This window comes from Microbacterium sorbitolivorans (assembly GCF_003327285.1).
Classification (GTDB): domain Bacteria; phylum Actinomycetota; class Actinomycetes; order Actinomycetales; family Microbacteriaceae; genus Microbacterium; species Microbacterium sorbitolivorans.
On record NZ_KZ848474.1, the window covers coordinates 508,152 to 530,072 of the forward strand.

The window sequence follows — 21,921 nt, forward strand, 5'->3', positions numbered from 1 at the left end:
GCGGCGCTGGAATAGGCTCTGCACCGTGGGCATACACGCGGGGGATCACTTCGAGGTTCCGCCTCAGGACGGGCGGACCTACCTCATCACGGGCTCGAACGCGGGCCTCGGCTACTTCGCCTCCGAGAAGCTCGCCCGCGCCGGAGCCCACATCATCATGAGCGGCCGGCACCCGAACCGCCTCGCCGCCGCCCACGACGCGCTCGAGGCGCGCGTGCCCGGAGCGAGCGTCGAGACGCTCATCCTCGACGTCGCAAACCCCGGATCCGTGCGGTCGGCCGCCGCCAGCTTGCGCGGCGGGCTCTTCGATCGCCGCCGCCTCGACGGCGTGATCTTCAACGCCGGCATCGTGCACACGCCGCGCGAGCGCACCCTCACGCGCGACGGGCGCGAGCTCGTGTTCTCGACGAACGCGCTCGGACACTTTGTGCTCGGCGCCGAGCTGCTCGTGTCGCTCGCTCGCTCGGCGACGCCGCGCCACACCCCGCGAATGGTGTGGCTCGGCAGCATGTCGACGCGGATGGGCGCGTACCGCCCCACCGACGTGCAGCTCGAGGAGAAGTACTCGGCCTGGAAGGCCTACGTGCAGTCGAAGGTCGCCGTGCAGGCCCTCGGGTTCGAGGCCGACGCGCGGCTGCGCGACGCCGAGGTTCCCGTCGAGAGCGTCGTCGCCCACCCGGGCTACGCGATCGGCGGGCGCACCGAGACCATCACGGGCGTCAACGAGCCGAGCCGCTGGAAGCGATTCCGTGACAGCCTGCAGGCGCCGATCGCGACGAGCAAGGAGACCGGCGCCGAGGCGATCGTCCGCGCCCTCGTGGATCCGGAGATCAGCGGCGGCGAGTACTGGGGGCCGCGCATGTTCGGCGGCGGCACGGAGCGCCAGCGACCGTCCGCAACCTCCCTGGATCCGGAACTGCGTACCGAGATCTGGGAGCGTTGCGAGCAGCTCTCCGGCGAGACCTGGCCGTTCGCGAAGGCGGCCCGCGGACGCAGGTAGTTTGGGAGGCATGCCCTCCAGCCCCGCCGCCGACGACTACCTCAAGACGATCTACGCCCACACCGAGTGGCAGGATCGCCCCATCACCTCGTCGGTTCTCGCCGCCAAGCTCGGCGTCGCGCCGTCGAGCGTGACCGAGATGGTCAAGAAGCTCGCCGCCAGCGGTCTCGTGCACCACGAGCCCTACCGCGCCGTGACGCTCACGGATACCGGCCGCGCCCGCGCCGTCGCGATGACGCGCCGCCACCGCCTCATCGAGACGTGGCTCGTGCGCGAGTTCGACTACACATGGGACGAGGTGCACGACGAGGCCGAGGTCCTCGAGCACGCCATCAGCGACCGCATGCTCGCGAAGGTCGACGCGCGACTCGGGCATCCCGAGGTCGACCCGCACGGCGACCTGATCCCGCAACCCGACGGATCCGTCACCCGCCCTGCGTTCGTGCGCCTCGACGAGGCGCCCGAGGGGCACGACGGTCGGGTGCTGCGGGTGCTCGATCGGGATCCGCTGCTGCTGCAGGCCATCACCGCCTGCGGAATCGACGTGGGCACCCGCGTGATCGTGCGCGTCGAGGGCCTGGAGCTTGCGGGATCCACGGTGGAAATCCCGGACGGCGCCCCGTCGGCGGTCTGGCTGACCGCCTAATTCATCAACTCTCCTACGACTCTGCCGTTACCCAGGGCAGATTTGTCGGAGAGTTGATGAGTTGCAGCCGGGCTACGCCCACCTGCGGCGTCCCCCGCTCGCGCGGGTGACGCGGGGCGCAGTGCCTGTTGGCGCCTTCGGCGCGTGCCGCAGCCGGGCTACGCCCACCTGCGGCGTCCCCCGCTCGCGCGGGTGACGCGGGGCGCAGTGCCTGTTGGCGCCTTCGGCGCGTGCCGCAGCCGGGCTACGCCCACCTGCGGCACCACTCGTACATGACGACCGCGCCGGCGGCCGAGGCGTTCATCGAGCGGGTGGATCCGTATTGCGTGATCTCGATGTGCGATGACGCGGCCTCGAGGGCCTCGTCGGTGAGGCCGGGGCCCTCCTGGCCGAAGAGGAAGACGCAGCGTTCCGGCAGTTCGGCCTTGTTGACCGGCTGCGCCTCGCCGACGTTGTCGACGGCGATGATGGGGATCCCGCGCTCGTCCATCCAGGCACGGAACGACGCCACGTCCGGGTGGTGGATCACGTGCTGGTACCGGTCGGTGACCATCGCGCCGCGGCGGTTCCAGCGCCGGCGGCCGACGATGTGCACCGCCTCGGCGAGGAACGCGTTCGCGGAGCGAACGATGGATCCGATGTTCATGTCGTGCTGCCAGTTCTCGATCGCCACGTGGAATCCGTGGCGCTTGGAATCGAGGTCGGCGACGATAGCGTCCATCGTCCAGTAGCGGTACTCGTCGACGACGTTGCGGGTGTCGCCGTTCGCGAGCAGCTCGGGGTCGTAGCGCTCGTCGGTCGGCCACTCGCCCTGCCAGGGCCCCACGCCGTGGGTCGGTTCATCGGTCACGGATCCATCGTCCCACCCGCCCCGTGGGAACCAGGTGCGGGGTTTCGCGTCATAAATTTCGGTGCACCTAAAAATCTGCCATCATGGGTGGCATGAACACCAAACGCGCCTGGCTGCTCGGACCCGCCCTCGTCGCGGGCGTGGCCTATCTCGACCCCGGTAACGTCGCGACGAACATGTCGGCCGGAGCGCGATTTGGGTATCTGCTGGTGTGGGTCGTGGTGCTCGGCAACGGGATGGCGTGGCTGATCCAGTACCTCTCCGCGAAGCTCGGCGTCGTCACCGGCAAGAGCCTCGCCGAGACGCTGGGCGAGCGCATCACGTCGAAGACGGGGCGCCGCGCGTATTGGCTGCAGGCCGAGCTCGTCGCGATGGCGACCGATATCGCCGAGATCATCGGCGGCGCCGTCGCGCTGTGGCTGCTGTTCGACATCCCGCTGCTCGCGGGCGGCGTCATCACGGGGGTGATCTCGATGCTGCTCCTCTGGATCCAGTCGCACCGCGGCGCCAAGCCCTTCGAGTTCGTCGTGATCGCGCTGCTTGCGATCATCTGCGTCGGGTTCACGGTCGGGGTCTTCCTCGGGCCGCCCGACGGCGGATCCGTGATCGCGGGCCTCGTGCCGCGCTTCGACGGATCCGATTCCGTCCTCCTCGCCGCCTCGATCCTCGGCGCGACCGTCATGCCCCACGCGATCTACGCCCACTCGGCGCTGGCGCGCGACCGCTTCGCGCCGGCCACCGCCGCTCCGGTCGCCCTATCTGTCCTTCCCGCGCCAACGAACAGCAGTTTGCGCGACCGGAACAGCGCCAGCACCCGCACCCACACCATCCCCCGCCTCCTCCGGGCGACACGGTGGGACGTCACGATCGCGCTGGCGATCGCCGGATCCGTGAACCTCGCGATCCTGCTGCTCGGCGCCGCGAACCTGCCCGGCATGCCCGGAACCGACAGCCTCGAGGGGGCGTACGCGGCGCTCGCCGCGGTCCTAGGCGGATCCGTCGCCACCGTTTTCGCGGTCGGCCTGCTCGCGTCGGGGCTCGCGTCGACGGCGGTAGGGGCGTACGCCGGATCCGAGATCATGCACGGCCTGCTGCACGTGCGCGTGCCGCTGATTGCGCGGCGGGTGGTGACGCTGATTCCGGCGCTGGTGGTGCTGGGCGTGGGGTTCGATCCGACGCAGGCGCTGATCCTCAGCCAGGTGGCGCTGTCGTTCGGGATCCCGTTCGCGCTCGTGCCGCTCGTCTGGCTGACCGCGCGCGAGGGCGTGCTTGGCAGCTACCGCAACCGCTGGTGGACGACCCTGCTGGGCGCGATCTTCGCTGTGTTCCTCATCGTGCTGAACGCGCTGCTGCTCTGGCTGACCTTCGCGGGCTGACGACAACTCTGCAATTCTCCGCGCGGTCGTCTGCGAATCGCAGACGACGCCGCGGAGAATTGCAGGTTTGGGGGCCTCACACCCACCCAACCCCACTGTGAGACATCCGTTTACGTGACGAAACATTTGGGCCGCGGCCAGGAAACACGCCGTCTCTAATCTGGCCCACATGAGCCCTGCACCTGTCACCCCCACCTCCGCCCGGCGGATCGTCGTCGTCGGCGCGGGCATGGTCGCGCACCGCTTCGTCGAGAGCCTGCTCGCGCGGCAGGACACCCCCTGGCAGATCACGGTGCTGGGCGACGAGCCCCGCGGCCCGTACGACCGCGTCGGCCTGACCTCGTACTTCGCCGGCAAGAGCGCCGATGACCTCGAGCTCGACGCGGCGCCGTTCGCGGATCCGCGGGTCGAGCTCGTCACGGGCGATCGCGTCACCTTCATCGACCGCGACGGCCGCAAGGTCTGGACCCAGTCGCGCGCCTCGTACGACTACGACGCGCTCGTGCTGGCGACCGGATCTTACGCCGCCCGCCCCGCGATCGACGGCGCGCGCCTCGACGGCTGCTTCGTCTACCGCACGATCGAGGATCTCGAGGCGATCGAGTCGTTCGTCGAGAGCCGCGCGGCCGAGCTCGGGCGTCCGGTGCGCGGAACCGTCGTCGGCGGTGGCCTCCTCGGCCTCGAGGCGGCGGGCGCGCTGCAGGGCCTCGGCGCCGACTGCACGGTCATCCACTCGGGCACGCACCTGCTGTCGGCGCAGATCGACCGCTCGGGCGGCGAGGTTCTGGGCCGCCTGATCCGGGCCCGCGGCATCGGCGTGCGGTGCGAGTCGCGCACGACGCGCATCGCGCCGACCGCCACGGGACAGGTCGCGGCGCTCGAGTTCCCCGACGGATCCTACGAGGAGGCCGACGTCGTGATCTTCACGGTCGGCGTCCGCCCGAACGACGCCCTGGCGCGCGAGGCGGGCATCGATTCGCACGCGCACGGCGGCGTGCTCATCGACGACGCGTGCGCGACGGCGGATCCGTTCGTCTACGCGATCGGCGAGGTCGCGAACTACGACGGCCGCAGCGTCGGCCTCGTCGCCCCCGGCTACGCGATGGCCGAGGTGCTCGCCGACCGCCTGAGCGGCGGCGCGGCGGTCTTCCCCGGCTACGACGAGTCGACGAAGCTCAAGCTCTCGGGCGTCGACGTCGCGAGCTTCGGCGACGCGATGGCGTCGACGCCGAACGCGCTCGACGTCGTCTACGCCGACCCGATCGGCGGCGTCTACAAGAAGCTCGTCCTCTCGGACGACGCCTCGACCCTGCTCGGCGGCGTTCTCGTCGGCGACGCGAGCGCGTACGGATCCCTGCGCCCGCTCGTCGGCGGCGCCCTCGGTGCGGATCCGGCCGCGTACCTCGTGCCGGCGGGCGGCGTCGAGCCGCCCACGGGCGACCTGCCCGACGAGGCGATCGTGTGCTCGTGCTCGTCGGTGTCGGCGGGGCGGATCCGCGAGGCGGTCCGCGACGAGGGGTGCGCGGACGCCGACGCGGTGAAGGTGTGCACCCGCGCGGGCGCGACCTGCGGATCCTGCATCCCGATGGTGAAGAAGCTCGTCGGCAAGGAGCTGCTCGCGCAGGGAAAGACGCTGTCGAACGCGCTCTGCGAGCACTTCGACATGTCGCGCCGGCAGCTGTTCGACGCCATCCGCGTCGCGGAGATCACGACCTTCAGCGACACCATCGAGCGCTTCGGCCGCGGCCGCGGTTGCGACGTGTGCAAGCCGACGGTCGCGAGCATCCTGTCTGGTCTCGTCGGCACGCACGTGCTCGACGGCGAGAACGCGACGCTGCAGGACACGAACGACCACGTCATGGCGAACATGCAGAAGGACGGCTCGTACTCGGTCGTGCCGCGCATGCCGGGCGGCGAGGTGACCCCGGAGGGGCTCGTCGCGATCGGCGAGATCGCCCGCGACTACGGCCTCTACACGAAGCTCACGGGCGCGCAGCGCATCGACATGTTCGGTGCTCGCCTCGAGCAGCTCCCGCTCATCTGGGAGCGCCTCGTCGACGCCGGCTTCGAGTCGGGCCAGGCCTACGGCAAGTCGCTCCGCACCGTGAAGTCGTGCGTCGGATCCACCTGGTGCCGGTTCGGCGTGCAAGACGCGGTGGGGATGGCGATCCGCCTCGAGCTGCGCTACCGTGGCCTGCGCTCGCCGCACAAGCTCAAGGTCGGCGTCTCGGGCTGCGCCCGCGAGTGCGCGGAGGCCCGCGGCAAGGACGTCGGCGTGATCGCGAGCGAGAACGGCTGGAACATGTACGTCGGCGGCAACGGCGGCTTCACGCCCCGCCACGCTGACCTGCTCGCCGAGGGGTTGAGCGACGACGAGCTCATCCGCGCGATCGACCGCTTCTTCATGTACTACATCCGCACGGCCGACCGCCTGCAGCGCACGGCGCCGTGGGTCGTCGACCTCGAGGGCGGCATGGACGGCCTGCGCGAGGTCATCTTCGATGACTCGCTCGGCATCTGCGACGACCTCGACGCGGCGATGGCGCGCCACGTCGATAGCTACGAGGACGAGTGGGCGGCGACGCTCAAGGATCCGGAGAAGCTGCGCCGCTTCCACTCGTTCGTCAACGCCCCCGCGACCCCGGATCCGTCGCTCGCGTACGTCGCCGAGCGCGGGCAGATGCGCCCCGCGTCGGCGGAGGAGCGCGAGTCGGGTGCGGTCCTGATTGCCGGAACGACACTGGAGGTGCGGCGATGAGCGCTACCTGGATTCCCGTCTGCACGATGGCAGACCTCGAGGTCGAGCGCGGCCGCGCCGCCCTCATCGAGGGGGAGCAGCTGGCGCTGTTCCTCCTGAGCGACGGATCCGTGAGGGCCGTCTCGAACCTCGACCCGTACTCGGGCGCGCACGTGCTCTCGCGCGGCATCGTCGGCTCGCGCACCCTCGTCGACGGCACCGAGGCGCCGACGATCTCGTCGCCCCTGCACAAGCAGGCGTGGGATCTGCGCACGGGCGTCGTGCTCGAGACGCAGGGCAAGGATGACCGGTCGATCCCCGTCTTCCCCGTCGGGGTCGACGGCGATCGCATCCTCATCCGGTGGAAGGAGACATCATGACGATGACGCTGGGAGTAACGCTCGCGGGCCGACGGACCGTGCTCGTGGGTGGCGGATCCGTCACCGCCCGCCGCCTGACGCGGCTCGTCGCGGAGGGCGCGCACGTGGTCGTCGTCGCGCCCGAGCTGAGCCCCGAGGTGCGCACAATGATCGACGATCACGGCCTCTCGTGGCGCGCCCGCCGCGTGCGGCGCGAAGACGTCGACCGCGCCTGGTTCGTGCACACCGCGACGGGCGACCGCGAGGTCGACGCGCAGGTCGCCGCGTGGTGCGAGACCGAGCGGATCCTGTGCGTCAACGCCTCCGACGGATCCCACGGCAGCGCCCGCATGACGGCCGAGGTGCGCGCCGGCGACGTCATCGTCGGTGTCGTCGGCGACTCGGGCGTCGACCCGCGCCGCTCCGCGCGCGTCTCCACGCGGATCCGCGAGCTGCTCGAGCGCGGGGGTGCGGATCTCCGCCGCGTGCGCGAGTCGGCCCCGGGCGGCGTCGCGCTCGTCGGCGGCGGCCCCGGCCCCGTCGATCTCATGACGCTCCGCGCCCGGCGCCTGCTCGCCGAGGCAGACGTCGTGATCGCCGACCGGCTCGGTCCCGTCGCGGTGCTCGACGAGCTCGACCCCGACGTCGAGGTCATCCACGTGGGCAAGGCGCCCGGCCACCACTCGGCGACGCAGGACGAGATCAACGCCCTCATCGTCGACCGCGCGAGCGCGGGCCGCCGCGTCGTGCGGCTGAAGGGCGGGGATCCGTTCGTCTTCGGCCGCGGAGGCGAGGAGGTCACGGCGTGCCTCGCCGCGGGCGTTCCCGTCGAGGTCGTTCCCGCGCCGACGAGCGCCGTCGCGGTGCCGCAGGCCGCGGGAATCCCCGTCACCCACCGCGGCACCGCCTCGAGCGTGCACATCATCAACGGCCAGCACGACCTCACCGACGCGACCCGCGCCGCCCTCGCCGACGACGAGGTGACGACGGTTCTGCTCATGGGTGTCGCGGCCTTCCGCTCGCTCGCGGGGCAGGCGCTCGCCGCGGGCGTGCCGGCCGATCGCCCCGTCGCGTTCGTCGAGAACGGGCACACCGAGCGCCAGCGCACGACCCGCACGACTCTCGCGCGGGCGGCCGACGATGCCGAGAGCGCCGGCGTGCGCAACCCCGCCGTGATCGTCATCGGCGAGGTGGCGGCCGCGGGCCTGCTGCTTCCGGCGGCGGTCCCGACGATCGCCGCGGAGACGGGGAGGGTATCGACGTGACGGGTGAGCGATTGTCGGCAGCCCTCGAGGGCTGCCGCATCGTGCTGACCGCCGACCGGCGCACGGCCGAGATCACCGCGGCCTTCGAACGCCACGGCGCGAGCGTCATGAAGGCGCCGGCGCTCACGATCGTGCCCCATGCCGACGACGACACCCTCCTCGCCCGCACCCGCGATCTGATCGCGAACCCACCCGATGTCATCGTCGCTACGACGGGCATCGGGTTTCGCGCGTGGATGGAGGTCGCCGACGAGGCCGGCCTCGTTCACGACCTCGAGCGGGTGCTCGCGGGGGCACGGATCATCGCCCGCGGCGCGAAGGCCCGCGGCGCCGTGCAACAGGCGGGTTTCGCGGTCGCCTGGGTTCCGCAGACCGAGACGGCGGCCGAGCTGGGCGACCGCCTCGTCGACGAGGGCGTCACCGGCTGCCGCGTCGCGGTACAGCACCACGGATCCGGGGCCGACGGCCTCGACGAACTCTTCCTCGCGAACGGCGCCTCGGTCGTGAGCCTCACGGTCTACCGCTGGGGCCCGCCCGCGGATCCGCAGGCCGTGCGCGCCTCGGCGCTCGCCGCGGCCGCCGGATCCGTCGACGCAGTCGTATTCACGTCGGGCCCGGCCGCATACGAGTGGATCCAGTCGGCGCGCGAGTGCGGCGCGCTCGACCGGATCCGGGAGCGCGCCGGGCGCGGGGAGCTCATGATGGCCGCCGTCGGCCCCGCGACCGCGGAGCCGCTGCGCGACCAGTCGGTTGCGGCGTACATCGCCGAGCGCGGGCGGCTCGGATCCCTCATCCGCGGCGTCGTCGTGCACCTCGGCGACGGCAGCCCCCGCGTCGCGACCGCGGCGGGCGAGCTGTCGATCCGTAGCGCCGGCGCCGTGATTGGCGGACGCCTGGTGCCGCTCTCGCCGGGCGGCGTCGCGGTGTTGCGCGTGCTGTTCGAGGCTCGCGGGGCCGTCGTCTCGCGCCGCACGCTGCTCGACGCCCTCCCGGCGTCGGCACCCAACGCGCACGCGCTCGAGATGACGATCGCGCGGCTGCGCGAGGCGCTCGGGGCTGCGAAGCTGATCCACACGGTCGTCAAGCGTGGATATCGACTCGATGTGCAGGAGGAAGTATGACCCGACCCGCCCTGGTGTGCTGCTCGCACGGCACCGATTCGCCCGAGGGCCGCGCCGTGATCTCGGCGATCGTCGGCGCCGCCGCGTCGCTTGTTGGCGTGCCGACCTACGAGACCTACGTCGACGTGCAATACCCGCAGATCGACGAGGTCGTGGCCTCGTTCGACGGCCCCGCCGTCATCGTGCCGCTCTTGCTCTCGCCCGGCTTCCACACTTCGGTCGACATCGGCCGCGCGGCCTCCTCGCGCGAGGGGCTCGTCGCGACCGGAACGCTGGGGCCGGATCCGCTGCTCGTCGACATCCTCGTCGACCGCCTCGCGGCCGCGGGCCTCCGCGACGGCGACCGGGTCGTCCTCGCGGCCTCCGGATCCTCGCGGCCCGAGGCCGCCGCGCGTGTGGAGGAGGTGCGCGCGGCGCTCGCGGCGCGGATCCCGCAGCCCGTGACCGTCGGCTACGCCTACGGTGCGACGCCGAAGGTCGCCGACGCGGTCGCCGAGGCGCGCGGCGATGGCCGCGTCGTCGTTGCGAGTTACGTGCTCGCCCCCGGCCACTTCGCGAACCTCGTCGCGGCCGCGGGCGCCGACGTGGTGACGGATCCGCTGGGCCTCGCCCCCGACGGATCCGCAGAGCCCCGCATCGCCCAGATCGTCGCGGCGCGGTACGCGGGGGTGTGACACACGCAAAAGGTGCGGCGGGCTTTACGGCCCGCCGCACCTTTTCGCGGTCTCAGTGCGTGTGCTCCTCGAGGAGCCCGGCGGGGATCCGGGTGTGGTGTGCCGCGAAGCGCTTGCCGTTGGGGCGCGTGAGGGCGACCCGCTTCGGGGCGGTGCGGGCGTGCGTCGCGTAGATCGTGAGGCCGACGAAGGTGATGCCGCCGACGATGTTGCCGAGCACGGTGGGGATCTCGTTCCAGATCAGGTAGTCGCTGATCGTGAAGTCGGCGCCCAGCAGCAGTCCCGTCGGGAAGAGGAACATGTTGACGACCGAGTGCTCGAAGCCCATGTAGAAGAAGAGCATGACGGGCATCCACATGACGAGGGCCTTGCTGACGACGTCCTTCGCCATCATCGCGGCGATGACGCCGGTCGAGACCATCCAGTTGCAGAGCACGCCTCGGGTGAAGAGGGTGAGCATGCCGCCCGCGCCGTGCTCGGCGTAGCCGACGGTGCGGCCGTGGCCGATCTCGCTCAGCGCGACACCCACGGCGCTGGGCTCCGAGGTGAATCCGTAGGTGAAGTAGATCGCCATCGCGACCGCCACGGTGAAGGCGCCGGCGAAGTTACCGACGAAGACGAGGCCCCAGCTGCGCATGATGCCGGCGAAGTTGACGCCGGGCCGCTTGTCGATGAGCGCCAGCGGCGTCAGCGTGAAGAAGCCCGTCAGAAGCTCGAAGCCCATCAGGTAGAGCAGGATGAAGCCGACGGGGAAGAGGATCGCGCCGAGGAGAGGCTCGCCGGTCTGCGTCGAGACCGTGACGGCGAACGCGGCGCCGAGGGTCAGGATCGCGCCGCCCATGTACCCGCGGATGAGCGTATCGCGCGTCGACATCAGGACCTTCGACTGGCCGGCCTCGATCATGCTCTGCGCGAGGTCGGCGGGTTTCACATACGACATGGTGCCTCCGATGACGGATGGAGTGGTGGACTTTCTCCCACCCTGTCGATCCGCGATTTCGCCCCGACATCGGCTGTGTTACGGGGGCGCAAGGTTCTTCTCACGCGCCGGCGGTGGTGTCGTGAGGCGGCGGAGTATCTATGCGGTCCCACGTTCTATTCGCATGTGATTCGTGTCGTCGAGTTTCCCTTGCTGTTGAAACTGACAGAGTCGTCGGGCGCGACCACGATCGCCGTGTCACCAGCCCAGGTGATCGACCACTCGCCATCGGCGAACATTGGGTCGTCGTAGTACCAATGCTGTTCCGTGTCGATCAGTCGATGCGACTGCGCCGGAATCAGGAAAAGGTGGCCTGATTTGCTCGCCATTCCATCCCGATTCTCTACGACGACCGTGCAGCCGTTTTCGCTGCCTGGCGTAAGCCGCTCGAAGCTGACGGGAAAGGCGAGTGCAACAACGAGGTAGAAGAGCGCGACAAGCATGATCGCTGTGGATGCGACGTGCAACAAGACCCGTCCCAGGAGAGCCGGACCACCTCGTTGTTGCCGGTCCGGCGCAACGCTAGCGCTGCGAGCTCTCATTATCGGTGTGGCGATGAAGCATGCGATTGCGACGAGGAAGCCGCCGAGCAACCAGTCGCTGGGCTTGACGAACAATGGCCCGATGAGGACTGGCGCAAGGTCGTGGGTGCGGAAACGTTCTGCCGTGCTGAGGTACACCAGCAGCATGGACACGATCGCGAGCCAACCGGCGATGTACGTGAACAGCGCCGCCCGATGGTAAAGCCGCGGACGCAATGAGTTCGTGATGTCGCCCTCCTTCTGATCGGACCGGCACATTTATATGACGTCGTAGACGTTGTCGCCGGCCAGCGAAGGTGCGAAAGCTACGATCGCGACCAGGAGGGTGGTCACGACTACGCAAATTCCGACCCCCACGAGGCGTACCCGCGTCGAGCTATGGCGCAGTTTGACCAACAACCATCCTGCGGCGAATGTCATCCCAAAGGGCAGGATATATATGATCAGCCGGGACCAGGAGGCCGCGATCCTCCAGTCAGTGTTTGCGACGACCATTGAAATCGATGTCGTCGCGAACGAGAGAATCAAGGCGAAAACGCCGAAAACGACCGACACCCAAAGAAGAACTTGGGGAGACCTGCTCGGCGAAATGAGCGATGCGTGACAAAGCAAAAACGCGACAAGTGACCCCATGAGAACGAGATACCCAGGGTCAATAATCACCCAACTTTCGGCGCTCACAAGAGGCATGCCGAGATCCACCGGCAGTATGTACATCAACGTACTGACGAGCAACAGCGCTATCGCCATGAGCGACGATGCGGCTCCCCAGTCTCCCCACCGCTCACGCCAGGAGCTCTTGCCCTGCCGGAACTGCTGTGACGTCTCAGCCATGTGCCGAGGATAGGTCTCTTCACTGCACGCCAACTCCGGATCGCTCGACGGCCTCACCCTGCTCGGGATCGAAACCGTTTACGCCGCGTTCTCCAGCCACGCGGATCCCTTGACGCGGCGCCCTAGCGTCCACCACCGCATGCCCATCAGCACGCCGAAGAAGCCGAGGGCGACGAAGAGCAGCCCCCAGGATCCGCGGGGCTCGGCCATCAGCAGGATCGCGAGGTAGATCACGAACGGCACGAGGTTCACGGCGCCCGCGAGCGCGAGGTAGCGCGAGTCGTTCGCCCCCATGAGCACGCCGTCGAGCACGTAGACGATGCCCGCGATCGGCATGAGCGCGCCCATGAGGACGAGCGCAGGCAGGGTCATCCACGACATCGACCACTCGCCCGTGAACGCGACGCCGAGCACGGGGGAGAGGGCCGCGATCAGCGCCCCGAGCACGATGCCGCCCGCGCCGCCCCACGCGACCGTCCGGCGCAGCACGAAGCGCACCGAATCCTCCTCGCCGGATCCGAGATGTTTGCCGATCAGCGCCTGCGCGGCGATCGCGAGCGAGTCGAGCGCGAACGCCGCGAACGACGACACCGTGAACACGATCTGCCAGCCCGCGAGCTCTTCCGTGCCGAGGGCCGTGGCGGCGCCGACCGTGAGCAGTAGGCCGACGCGCAGCGCGACGGTGCGCAGGAACAGCCAGCCACCGGTCTTCGCCGTGCCGCCGATCCCGCCGCGCGACGGCGCCGACGACGCGCCGTGTTTCTTCGCGAGCCGCGCGATGACGATGACGTAGGCCACGACCATCCCCCACTGGGCGACGATCGTGCCGGCGGCGGATCCGGCGATGCCCCACCCGGCACCGTAGATGAACGCCCAGTTGAGCAGCGCGTTACCGGCGAAGCCGAGGCCCGCGATCCACAGCGGCGTCACGGTGTCCTGCAGGCCGCGCAGCAGGCCGGTCGCGGCGAAGACGACGAGCATGGCGGGCAGACCCCACATGCTCAGCTGCAGGTAGATCGCGGCCTGATCGAACACGTCGCCGCTCGGCCGGAACATCGTGACGGCCCACGGCGTGAGCAGATAGCCGACCACGGCGAGCGCCGCGCCGATCCCGACCGCGAGCCACATTCCGTCGATACCGCGCGAGATCGCGCCGGCGGTGTTTCCGGATCCGAAGAGCCGCGCGACCGCGGGCGTCGTCGAATAGGCGAGGAACACCATGAGGCCGACGAGGGTCTGCAGGATGCTCGACGCGATGCCGATGCCCGCGAGCTCCGTGACGCCGAGGTGCCCGACCATCGCGGTGTCGACCGCGAGGAAGATCGGCTCGACGACGAGCGACCCGAAGGCGGGAATCGCGAGCGCGAGGATCGAGCGGTTGAGGGATCGGGTCACACAGCCACTCTATGGTGGCGTGCCCCCGTTACTGCGGGCCATTCCGGCCACAACTGGGACATGCCCCGAGGCGTGTCCCACTTTGTGCGGGAATGACACCAAGTGGGACACACCGCCCGCGCCGCTCTTAGGGTGGAGGCATGACTCTTCCCTCCGGAATCGCATCCGACGACTTCTCCGCAGACATCCGTCCACAAGACGACCTCTACCGCCACGTGAACGGCGCGTGGCTCGACCGCACCGAGATCCCCTCCGACAAGGCTCGCTGGGGATCCTTCATGGAGCTCGCCGAGCAGGCCGAGAAGGACGTGCGGGTCATCGTCGAGGAGGCGCAGCAGGCCGCCGAGGGCACCGAGGCCCGCAAGGTTGGCGACGTGTTCTCGAGCTTCATGGACACCGAGCGCATCGCGGCGCTCGGCCTCGAGCCGATCCAGGATCAGCTGGCCGCCGTCGACGGCATCGACAGCGTGAGCGCGTTCCTCCGCACGGTCAGCGAGCTCGACCGCCAGGGCGTGACGAACGTCATCGGCGTCTTCATCGAGCCGGATCCGGGCAACCCCGAGCGCTACGTGCCGTTCCTCACGCAGGCGGGCATCTCGCTGCCCGACGAGCAGTACTACCGCGAAGACTCCTTCGCGCCGATCCGCGAGGCGTTCGTCGCCCACGTCGAGCGCATGCTCGCGCTCGCGAAGATCGCCGAGCCCGCCGAGGCGGCGAAGCGGATCCTCGCCCTCGAAACGCTCGTCGCGAGCCACCACTGGGACAACGTGAAGAGCCGCGACGCCGTCGCCGGTTACAACCTCATGAGCTGGGACGCCGCCGTCGAGCTCGCCGGCATCGACCTGGCGCCGTGGCGCAAGGCGCTCCTCGGCGACCTCGACGAGGCCGCCTTCGCCGAGGTCAACGTCATGCAGCCCTCCTATCTCACGGGCCTCGGCGGGCTCCTCACGGAGGAGAACCTCGCCGATTGGAAGACGTGGCTGCGCTGGAAGATCGTGCGCTCGGCCGCCCCGTACCTCACCGACGACCTGATCGAGGAGAACTTCGCGTTCGTCGGCACGACGCTGCAGGGCGTTCCCGAGATGCGTGCCCGCTGGAAGCGCGGCGTGAGCCTCGCCGAGGGCGCCCTGGGCGACGTCATCGGCAAGGCCTACGTCGAGCGCCACTTCCCGCCGGCGGCGAAGGCTCAGATGGACGAGCTCGTGCAGAACGTCGTCGAGGCCTACCGCGAGTCGATCACGAGCCTCGAGTGGATGACCCCCGAGACCCGCGAAAAGGCCCTCGCGAAGCTCGACACCTTCGTGCCGAAGATCGGCTACCCCGTGAAGTGGATCGACTACGCGACCCTCGAGATCGACCCCGCCGACCTCGTCGGCAACGTGCGCCGCGCGTCGGCGTTCAGCCACAACCGCGAGCTCAGCAAGATCGGTAAGCCGATCGACCGCGACGAGTGGTTCATGAGCCCGCAGACGGTCAACGCCTACTACAACCCGCTCATGAACGAGATCGTGTTCCCGGCGGCGATCCTGCAGTACCCGTTCTTCGACCCGAACCGCGACGCGGCCGCGAACTACGGCGGCATCGGCGCGGTCATCGGCCACGAGATCGGTCACGGTTTCGACGACCAGGGTTCGCAGTACGACGGATCCGGTGCCCTCAACAACTGGTGGACCGACGCCGACCGCGCGGCGTTCGAGGAGCGCACCCGCGCCCTCATCGAGCAGTACAACGTGCTCTCGCCGAAGGCCCTCGACGACAGCCACACGGTCAACGGCGCCCTCACGATCGGCGAGAACATCGGCGACCTCGGCGGCCTGTCGATCGCGCTGAAGGCCTACGAGCGCTCGCTCGCCGGCGCCGAGTCGCCCGTCATCGACGGCTACACCGGCACGCAGCGCGTGTTCTTCTCGTTCGCGCAGGTGTGGCAGCTCGCGATCCGCGACGCCGAGGCGATCCGCCTGCTGACGGTTGACCCGCACTCGCCCAACGAGTTCCGCTGCAACCAGATCTCGCGCAACATCGACGCCTTCTACGAGGCGTTCGGCGTGACCGAGTCCGACGAGCTCTGGCTCCCAGCAGACCAGCGCGTCTCCATCTGGTGACCGAACGGCGCGGGAGCGCGCCTCGCGGCGTTGTCGATCGGTCGACGCACCTCGGTGCGCCTTCCCTCCTCCGCCTTGCGATGCACGCCCCCGCGCCGCCCGGGTTTGTTACCGGGAGCAAAAGGATCCGCGGCATAATCGACGAGTGACCGATACGACCGCACGTCCTTTCCAGGTTGATCTTCGGGGCGTGGTCGATCTGCTCGGCCGCCACATCTACTCCAGCCCGCAGGTGTTCCTGCGCGAGCTGTTGCAGAACGGCCGCGATGCGATCCGCGCCCGGCACGACCTGGATCCGTCGGCCCCGGCCGGCACGCTCGACATCGTCCCGGCGGGGCCGGGGGAGTTCCGCTTCCGCGACGACGGCGTGGGCCTGACGGCCGACGAGGCGGCCGAGCTGCTCTCGACCGTGGGCCGCAGCTCGAAGCGCGACGACGTGCTGGGCGAGCGCCGCGAGGGCTACCTCGGCCAGTTCGGCATCGGGCTGCTCAGCTGCTTCATGGTGAGCGACCGGATCCACGTCACGAGCCGTTCGGCGAAGGGCGCCCCCGCGATTGAGTGGGTCGGCGACGCCTCCGGCGAGTTCCGGATCCGCGAGCTCGGCGAGGCCGAGACGGCCGCCCTGCCGATCGGCACCGAGATCGTGCTGGCGCCGCGCCCCGACGACGCGGCGATGCTCGCGCGCGAGCAGGTGACGGCGCTCGCCGATCACTTCGGCCGCTACCTGCCGGTCGCGGTGCGCGTGCAGGAGGAGACCGGATCCTGGCGGCGCGTGTCGCGCGAGCCCGAGTTCCTGACCGACGACCGCGAGCAGCTCCTCGCCTTCGGCGAGCAGGTGCTGGGCGCGCGCCCCCTCGACGCCATCCGGCTGAACATCGAGGGCACCGCGACCCGCGGCGTCGCCTACGTCTTGCCCTACGCGCCGCCGCCCGGCGCGCGCCAGGCCAACACCGTCTACCTCGGCCGCATGCTCGTGAGCGAGCACGTTGACGACATGCTGCCCGAGTGGGCGTTCTTCGTCCGCGCCGTGCTCGACACGACGGGCCTCGCCCCGACGGCGTCGCGCGAGTCGTTCGTCGACTCCCCGGCGCTCGAGCACACGCGCGAGGAGATCGGATCCGCCGTGCGCGCCTGGATCCTCGAGCAGGCGCGCGCGAAGCCGTGGGTCTTCCAGCGCTTCCTCGGCGTGCACCACCTCGCGCTCAAGGCGATGACCCTCGGCGACGACGAGTTCGCCCGCACCGTGCTGCCGTGGCTGCCCGTCGAGACGTCGGCGGGTGACATGACGATCGGCGAGCTCGCCGAGCGCTACGGCGGGGCGCGCTACACCGAGTCGGTCGACGAGTTCCGCCAGATCGCGGCGGTCGCGCGCGACGGATACCCCGTCGTCAACGGCGGTTACGTGCACCAGGCCGCGATCATGCGCCGCCTGCCCGTGCTGCTCGACCTCCCCGTCAGCCGCGCGAGCGTCAACGACATCCTCGACGACCTCGCGCCCGTGCCGCTCGATGATCGCGCCCGCGCGGTCGACCTCGAGACCCGCGCGACGACCGCCCTGGCGGACGTCGGGTGCGCCGTCACGACGCGCCAATTCGCGCCCGAAGAGCTCCCGGCGCTCGTCGTCGTGGATCCCGAAGTGCAGCGCCGCATCGATCGCGAGCAGGTGAAGGGCGATATCGGCGGCGGCCTCTGGGGCGGCATCGTCGGATCCGTCGGCGACCTGATCGACAAGCGCCGCTCGGCGGATCCGGCCGCGGCGCAGGCCGCGCAGCTGTGCCTGAACTGGCGCAGCCCGCTCGTGAAGCGCCTCGCCCACCTCGGCGACGAGCTCGTGCTGAGCCGCACCGTGCGCCTGCTCTACGTGCAGGCCCTCCTCGCCTCGCAGCGCCCGCTGCAGGCCAACGACCGACGCATTCTCACCCAGGCACTCGGCGACATGGTGTCGCTCAGCGCAGGCTTTACCGACCACGAAGGGGGCGCGCTGTGAGCGAGCCGACGACTGCAACCGAGGCCCTTGAGGCCCTCGACAACATCTTCATGGGCCCCGAGCGCCTCGCCGCGGCCCAGCTCGCGGTGCGCCTCGCCGACGAGGAGGGCGACGAGGATCTCGCCTACAAGGCGCGCATGCGCCTGACGTCGGCGGCGAGCTGGCTCGACGACACCGAGATCATGATTCCGTCGTACGGGTGGTGCGTCGCGAAGCACGACTCGGATCCGGCGCGCTTCCCGATCGACCCCTTCGGCGAAGAAGACGGAGCCGACCTGCTCTTCCAGGGCAAGTGGATGGCGAGCGACCTCGCGCAGAACTCGGGCTTCCCGCTCGCGCAGATCGAGAACGTCGTCGACGACCTCGAGCGCCGCTTCCGCGAGGCGGGCCTCAGCATGCACGGCCTGTTGCAGGTGCGCCGCGACCTGGCGCTGAGCTCCGGCGACATCGAGCTCGCGCAGCGCGTCACGACCGAGCGCGACCTGCACCCGAAGGACGACCACTCGCACTGCGACGCCTGCGTGCGCTCGAGCGACGTCGACTTGGCCCTCGCCTCGGGCGACCCCGAGCGCGCGATGGCGCTGTGGCAGGAGATCCACGAGGGCAACTATTCGTGTGGCGAGGAGCCCGAGCGCGTCGACGCGACCATGCTCCTGCCGATGCTGCGCGCCGGCCGCACCGACGAGGCGCTCGCGATGCACGCGTCGGCTTACCGCCTCGTGCGCCAGTACCACGCCGACGGCATGATGTTCTCGCAGCACCTGCCGTTCCTCGCCGTCTCGGGCAACCTCACCCGCGGCCTCGACATGATCGAGCGCCACATGCCGTCGATCGGCGCCGCGCCCTTCAACGAGCGCAACACGATGCACACGCTCAGCCGCGTCGCCGTGCTGCTCGACGCGCTGGTCGACGCGGGCCGCGGCGACGTGCCCGTCCGCGGATCCGACGACGCCGGCCTCCGCCGCCTCCTCGGCCACGAGGGCGTGCTGACGGCCGCTCAGTTCGCCGAGCGCGCGTGGGCAACCGCCGACGCGCTCGCGACCCGGCTCGACGAGCGCGACCAGACCACCGGATCCGCCTCGAAGGTCGCGAGCCGCAAGGCGCTGCGCGGCGAGCGGATCCCCGCCCCCTTCGGCGGCGAGGGCTACACGCCCGCGGCCGTCGCGGACGAGGCGCTCCCGAGCGACGCCCGCGGCTGGGCCTCGCTCGCGCGCCGCCGCGAAATGTGGGGAGCCTCCGCGGTGTCGGTCGAGGAGGCGCGCGAGAAGGCGCTGACGGATCCGCGCTTCGCGCCCGTCGTCTGGAGCGACCGGATCGACTCGGCCGTCGAGCGCGGCGACGAGGCCGGCGTGGCCGAGCTCCTCGCCCGGCGGATCGACGCGCTTCGCGCCGCCGGCTGGGGCGAGCTCGCCGACGCGCAGGAGCGCCTCGGGCGCTTCGCCGCGCCGGGCGCCGAGGAGGGCGCTGCGGCCGCCATTTCTGACGAGCTAGACCGTGGCGCCGACGAACCTGACGCGTGGGCCTGGCTGCTCTCGGCCTTCCTCACCGTCGGCGCACAGCCCGACGCCGACGACCCCGACGGCCGCCTCAACGCCGTCGACGCGGCTCTCGAGTCGCTCACGGAGGAGGATCCGTTCCTGCTGTTCGTGCGCCTCTCGACCCTCCGCATCGTCACGCTGCTGAACTCGCAGCGCGGCCCGGAGGCGGGGGAGGCGGCGCTCGCCGCACTGAAGGATCCGCGTGCCGAAGGTCAGCCGGCCAGCGAGCTTCGCCGTCTCGGCGCGATTGGGCTCGCGCACGCCGACCGCCGCGACGAGGCGATCGAGCTGCTCGACGGCCTGCTGACCGACGTGGCGCAGGCCGAGGGCAAGGCCGACTACGCCGCCGAGGTCGCCCGCACGGCCGGCCTCATGCTCGCCGAGACGGGGCGCTTCGACGAGTCGGTCGCGCGCCTCGAGTTCGCGGTGCGCGCCTCGGAGCGCTCGGGCGAACCGGACCCGTCGCTCACGTGGCAGCTCGGATCCGCGCAGCACGCCGCCGGGTACGCACAGGCCGCGCTCGAGACGTTTGAGGACATCTACCGCGCCGAGTCGGCCGCCGAGGCGGCGCCGGCCGAGATCCTGCCGACGCTCATGAAGCTCGCCGAGGTCGCGCAGGAGGCGGGAGACCCCGGCCTCGCCTACCGCTCGTACATGGAGGCCGTCGGCCTCGCCGACGAGCTCGGCCAGCCGCGCGCGATCGTCAGCGTGCAGTCGGCGCTCGGCAACCTCGAGCGCGAGCACGGCGACCCCGACGCCGTCGAGGCCTTCGAGGAGGCCGTCGAGGCGGCCCGCAAGCTCGACGACGAAGAGCCGTGGACGCTCGTCGAGGCCCTGCACAACCTGGGCGCGACGCGCATGCAGTTCGGCGACGCCGAGGGCGCCGAGGATCTCGACGAGGCGCAGTCCATCGCGGTCGCGGCCGGTAACGCCGGCGCGGGCGTCGACATCGAGATCTCGCGGGGCATCGGCCTGCGCCAGATGGAGGACGTCGCGGGAGCTGCCGCCGTCTTCGAGGGAGCTGCGGATCGCGCCGCTGAGTTCGGCGGCGGCCTCGCGGCGGTCGCGAACATGCACGCGGCCGTCGCTCTCGAGGAGCTCGGCGAGATCGCCCGCGCCGAGGCCCGCTACCGTACCTCGCTCGCCAACGGCGAGGAGGGCACGGGAGTGTACGTCGGCGCCGTCATGCGCCTCGCCACCATGCTCGATGGCCAGGGCCGGGAGTCCGACGCGAACGAACTGCGCGGGCTGCTGTAGGGGCGGCGCGGCCGCGCTCGCGCGGCGCGCCGAGGTTCTGACGATCGGCCGAGATTCTGACGATTCTGGTGGATTGGGCGATTCTCGCGCGATCGTCAGAACCTCGCGACGCCCTGCGCCCGCGCGCGTCCCGCGCCTGGGCTTCGCGTCACGCCCACACCACTTCGGGCCCGCGCACGGTGCTGGGCCGCACATTGCGCGCTGAGGTTCTGACAATGAGTCGAGATTCTGACGATTTCCACGAATCCGGCGAATCTGGCGCGATTGTCAGAACCTCGCGGCGCCGTGCGCCCGCGCGCACGCCTCACTCGCGTGCCCGTATTGCGCCCGAGGCACGGCGCCGGGCCGTACGTGGTGCGGCGAGGTTCTGACGATCCGTCGAGATTCTGACGATTATTGCGGATCCGGCGAATCTCGCCCGATTGTCAGAATCTCAGCGCCCCGGGGGGCGCACCGGCGCCCCCGGAACGCACCCCGCCACGCCAGAGCGAAGTGATAGGGATCTCCGGGGATATTGCCCGCGCGGGGATAGACACGCTCTTTTACTCTGTCCCTACGTTTGGATATCGACCCAGGAGGCAGGCATGGCAAAACGAGCGAAGATCTGGATCGGCGTGGCGATCGCATTCATCGTGATCGCGGTGGCGGTGTTGTTGATCGGCCCGCGCGTGTATGCGCAGTGGGCCAATAGCAACACCGCGCCTGCCCCGACGCTGTCGGCGACGGGCGAGGTGACCGACGAGATGGCGTCATACACGGGCACGATTACGGTGACCGACGGATCCACGGCCGGGTACCAGGTCGACGAGGTGTTGCAGGGGCAGGACGTGACGGTTCGCGGATCCACGGATCAGGTGACCGGAACGCTGGATATCGAGTCGGGCACGCTCGAGTCGGCAGAGATCACGGTCGACATGGCGAGTGTTGAGACCGATTCGAGCAATCGCGACAGCTACTTCCGCGACACCGCGCTCGAGACCGACACCTACCCCACCGCGACCTTCGTGTTGACGACCCCCGTCGAGCTCGAGGCGGGCATGACGACCGCGACCCTGTCGGGCGACATCACGGTTCACGGCGTCACCCAGGCGGTCACGTTCGACGCGCAGGTCGCGATGGACGACGACCAGGTCGAGATCGTCGGCAGCATCCCGATCACCTTCGAAGACTTCGGCGTGACCGCCCCCGACCTCGGCTTCGTGTCGGTCGAAGACACCGGCAGCATCGAGGTCGACCTCTTCCTGGCCGAGCGCGATTAG

Annotated in this window: 17 protein-coding genes; 12 read left to right on the forward strand and 5 right to left on the reverse strand. The window is 70.2% G+C overall.

Features of this window, described 5'->3' with window-relative positions; all coding sequences use genetic code 11:
• Positions 1–25 precede the first annotated feature (25 nt).
• Both DTO57_RS08070 and DTO57_RS08075 read left to right on the forward strand, forming a co-directional pair.
• A complete protein-coding gene (locus DTO57_RS08070) occupies positions 26–1,000 on the forward strand; it encodes an SDR family NAD(P)-dependent oxidoreductase (RefSeq protein ID WP_229730491.1) in 975 nt (324 codons plus the stop codon).
• A gap of 10 nt (positions 1,001–1,010) precedes the next feature.
• Positions 1,011–1,646, forward strand: a complete 636-nt coding sequence (locus DTO57_RS08075) for a metal-dependent transcriptional regulator (RefSeq protein ID WP_114117695.1) — start codon at positions 1,011–1,013, stop codon at positions 1,644–1,646.
• A gap of 244 nt (positions 1,647–1,890) precedes the next feature.
• Here the strand turns inward: DTO57_RS08075 and DTO57_RS08080 are convergent, their stop codons facing one another.
• The gene (locus DTO57_RS08080; RefSeq protein ID WP_114117696.1) at positions 1,891–2,496 is read right to left on the reverse strand and encodes a TrmH family RNA methyltransferase; all 606 of its coding nucleotides are present in this window, start codon (positions 2,494–2,496) and stop codon (positions 1,891–1,893) included.
• 92 nt (positions 2,497–2,588) lie between these two features.
• Here DTO57_RS08080 and DTO57_RS08085 point away from each other — a divergent pair, with 92 nt between their 5' ends.
• From DTO57_RS08085 to DTO57_RS08110, 6 genes are all read left to right on the forward strand, one after another.
• On the forward strand, positions 2,589–3,872 hold the full coding sequence (locus DTO57_RS08085; protein ID WP_229730492.1) for an Nramp family divalent metal transporter: 1,284 nt from the start codon (positions 2,589–2,591) through the stop codon (positions 3,870–3,872).
• A 169-nt stretch (positions 3,873–4,041) separates the two neighbouring features.
• Entirely contained in the window at positions 4,042–6,630 is a 2,589-nt protein-coding gene (gene nirB, locus DTO57_RS08090; protein WP_187346609.1) for a nitrite reductase large subunit NirB, read from the forward strand.
• Positions 6,627–6,989, forward strand: coding sequence for a nitrite reductase small subunit NirD (gene nirD / locus DTO57_RS08095; protein ID WP_114117698.1), 363 nt, complete (start codon positions 6,627–6,629; stop codon positions 6,987–6,989). The genes nirB and nirD overlap by 4 nt, the downstream gene beginning before the upstream one ends.
• Complete coding sequence (gene cobA / locus DTO57_RS08100) at positions 6,986–8,233, forward strand: uroporphyrinogen-III C-methyltransferase (protein ID WP_114117699.1); 1,248 nt, start codon at positions 6,986–6,988, stop codon at positions 8,231–8,233. Before nirD ends, cobA begins: the two co-directional genes overlap by 4 nt.
• Positions 8,230–9,354: a uroporphyrinogen-III synthase gene (locus tag DTO57_RS08105; protein WP_308420509.1), complete on the forward strand. Its 1,125-nt coding sequence runs from the start codon at positions 8,230–8,232 to the stop codon at positions 9,352–9,354. Before cobA ends, DTO57_RS08105 begins: the two co-directional genes overlap by 4 nt.
• Positions 9,351–10,028 (forward strand): sirohydrochlorin chelatase, encoded by a 678-nt coding sequence (locus DTO57_RS08110; protein ID WP_114117700.1) that lies wholly within the window; start codon positions 9,351–9,353, stop codon positions 10,026–10,028. The genes DTO57_RS08105 and DTO57_RS08110 overlap by 4 nt, the downstream gene beginning before the upstream one ends.
• 52 nt (positions 10,029–10,080) lie before the next feature.
• Here the strand turns inward: DTO57_RS08110 and DTO57_RS08115 are convergent, their stop codons facing one another.
• The 4 genes from DTO57_RS08115 to DTO57_RS08130 all read right to left on the reverse strand — a co-directional run bounded on the left by DTO57_RS08115 (position 10,081) and on the right by DTO57_RS08130 (position 13,778).
• Positions 10,081–10,968: a formate/nitrite transporter family protein gene (locus tag DTO57_RS08115; protein ID WP_114117701.1), complete on the reverse strand. Its 888-nt coding sequence runs from the start codon at positions 10,966–10,968 to the stop codon at positions 10,081–10,083.
• A gap of 155 nt (positions 10,969–11,123) precedes the next feature.
• Positions 11,124–11,702, reverse strand: a complete 579-nt coding sequence (locus DTO57_RS08120) for a hypothetical protein (RefSeq protein ID WP_162785705.1) — start codon at positions 11,700–11,702, stop codon at positions 11,124–11,126.
• A 105-nt stretch (positions 11,703–11,807) separates the two neighbouring features.
• Positions 11,808–12,383, reverse strand: coding sequence for a hypothetical protein (locus DTO57_RS08125; RefSeq protein WP_114117703.1), 576 nt, complete (start codon positions 12,381–12,383; stop codon positions 11,808–11,810).
• A 78-nt stretch (positions 12,384–12,461) separates the two neighbouring features.
• On the reverse strand, positions 12,462–13,778 hold the full coding sequence (locus DTO57_RS08130; RefSeq protein WP_114117704.1) for an MATE family efflux transporter: 1,317 nt from the start codon (positions 13,776–13,778) through the stop codon (positions 12,462–12,464).
• A gap of 140 nt (positions 13,779–13,918) precedes the next feature.
• Between DTO57_RS08130 and DTO57_RS08135 the strand changes: the two genes are divergently transcribed.
• The 4 genes from DTO57_RS08135 (at position 13,919) to DTO57_RS08150 (ending at position 21,921) form a co-directional block, all read left to right on the forward strand.
• Positions 13,919–15,880 carry a M13 family metallopeptidase gene (locus DTO57_RS08135; protein ID WP_114117705.1) on the forward strand — a complete coding sequence of 654 codons (1,962 nt, stop codon included), beginning with the start codon at positions 13,919–13,921 and terminating at the stop codon, positions 15,878–15,880.
• Positions 15,881–16,025: 145 nt separating this feature from the next.
• Positions 16,026–17,867, forward strand: a complete 1,842-nt coding sequence (locus DTO57_RS08140) for an HSP90 family protein (RefSeq protein WP_114117706.1) — start codon at positions 16,026–16,028, stop codon at positions 17,865–17,867.
• Positions 17,864–20,662 (forward strand): hypothetical protein, encoded by a 2,799-nt coding sequence (locus tag DTO57_RS08145; RefSeq protein ID WP_114117707.1) that lies wholly within the window; start codon positions 17,864–17,866, stop codon positions 20,660–20,662. The genes DTO57_RS08140 and DTO57_RS08145 overlap by 4 nt, the downstream gene beginning before the upstream one ends.
• A 584-nt stretch (positions 20,663–21,246) precedes the next feature.
• Positions 21,247–21,921, forward strand: a complete 675-nt coding sequence (locus DTO57_RS08150; protein ID WP_114117708.1) for a YceI family protein — start codon at positions 21,247–21,249, stop codon at positions 21,919–21,921.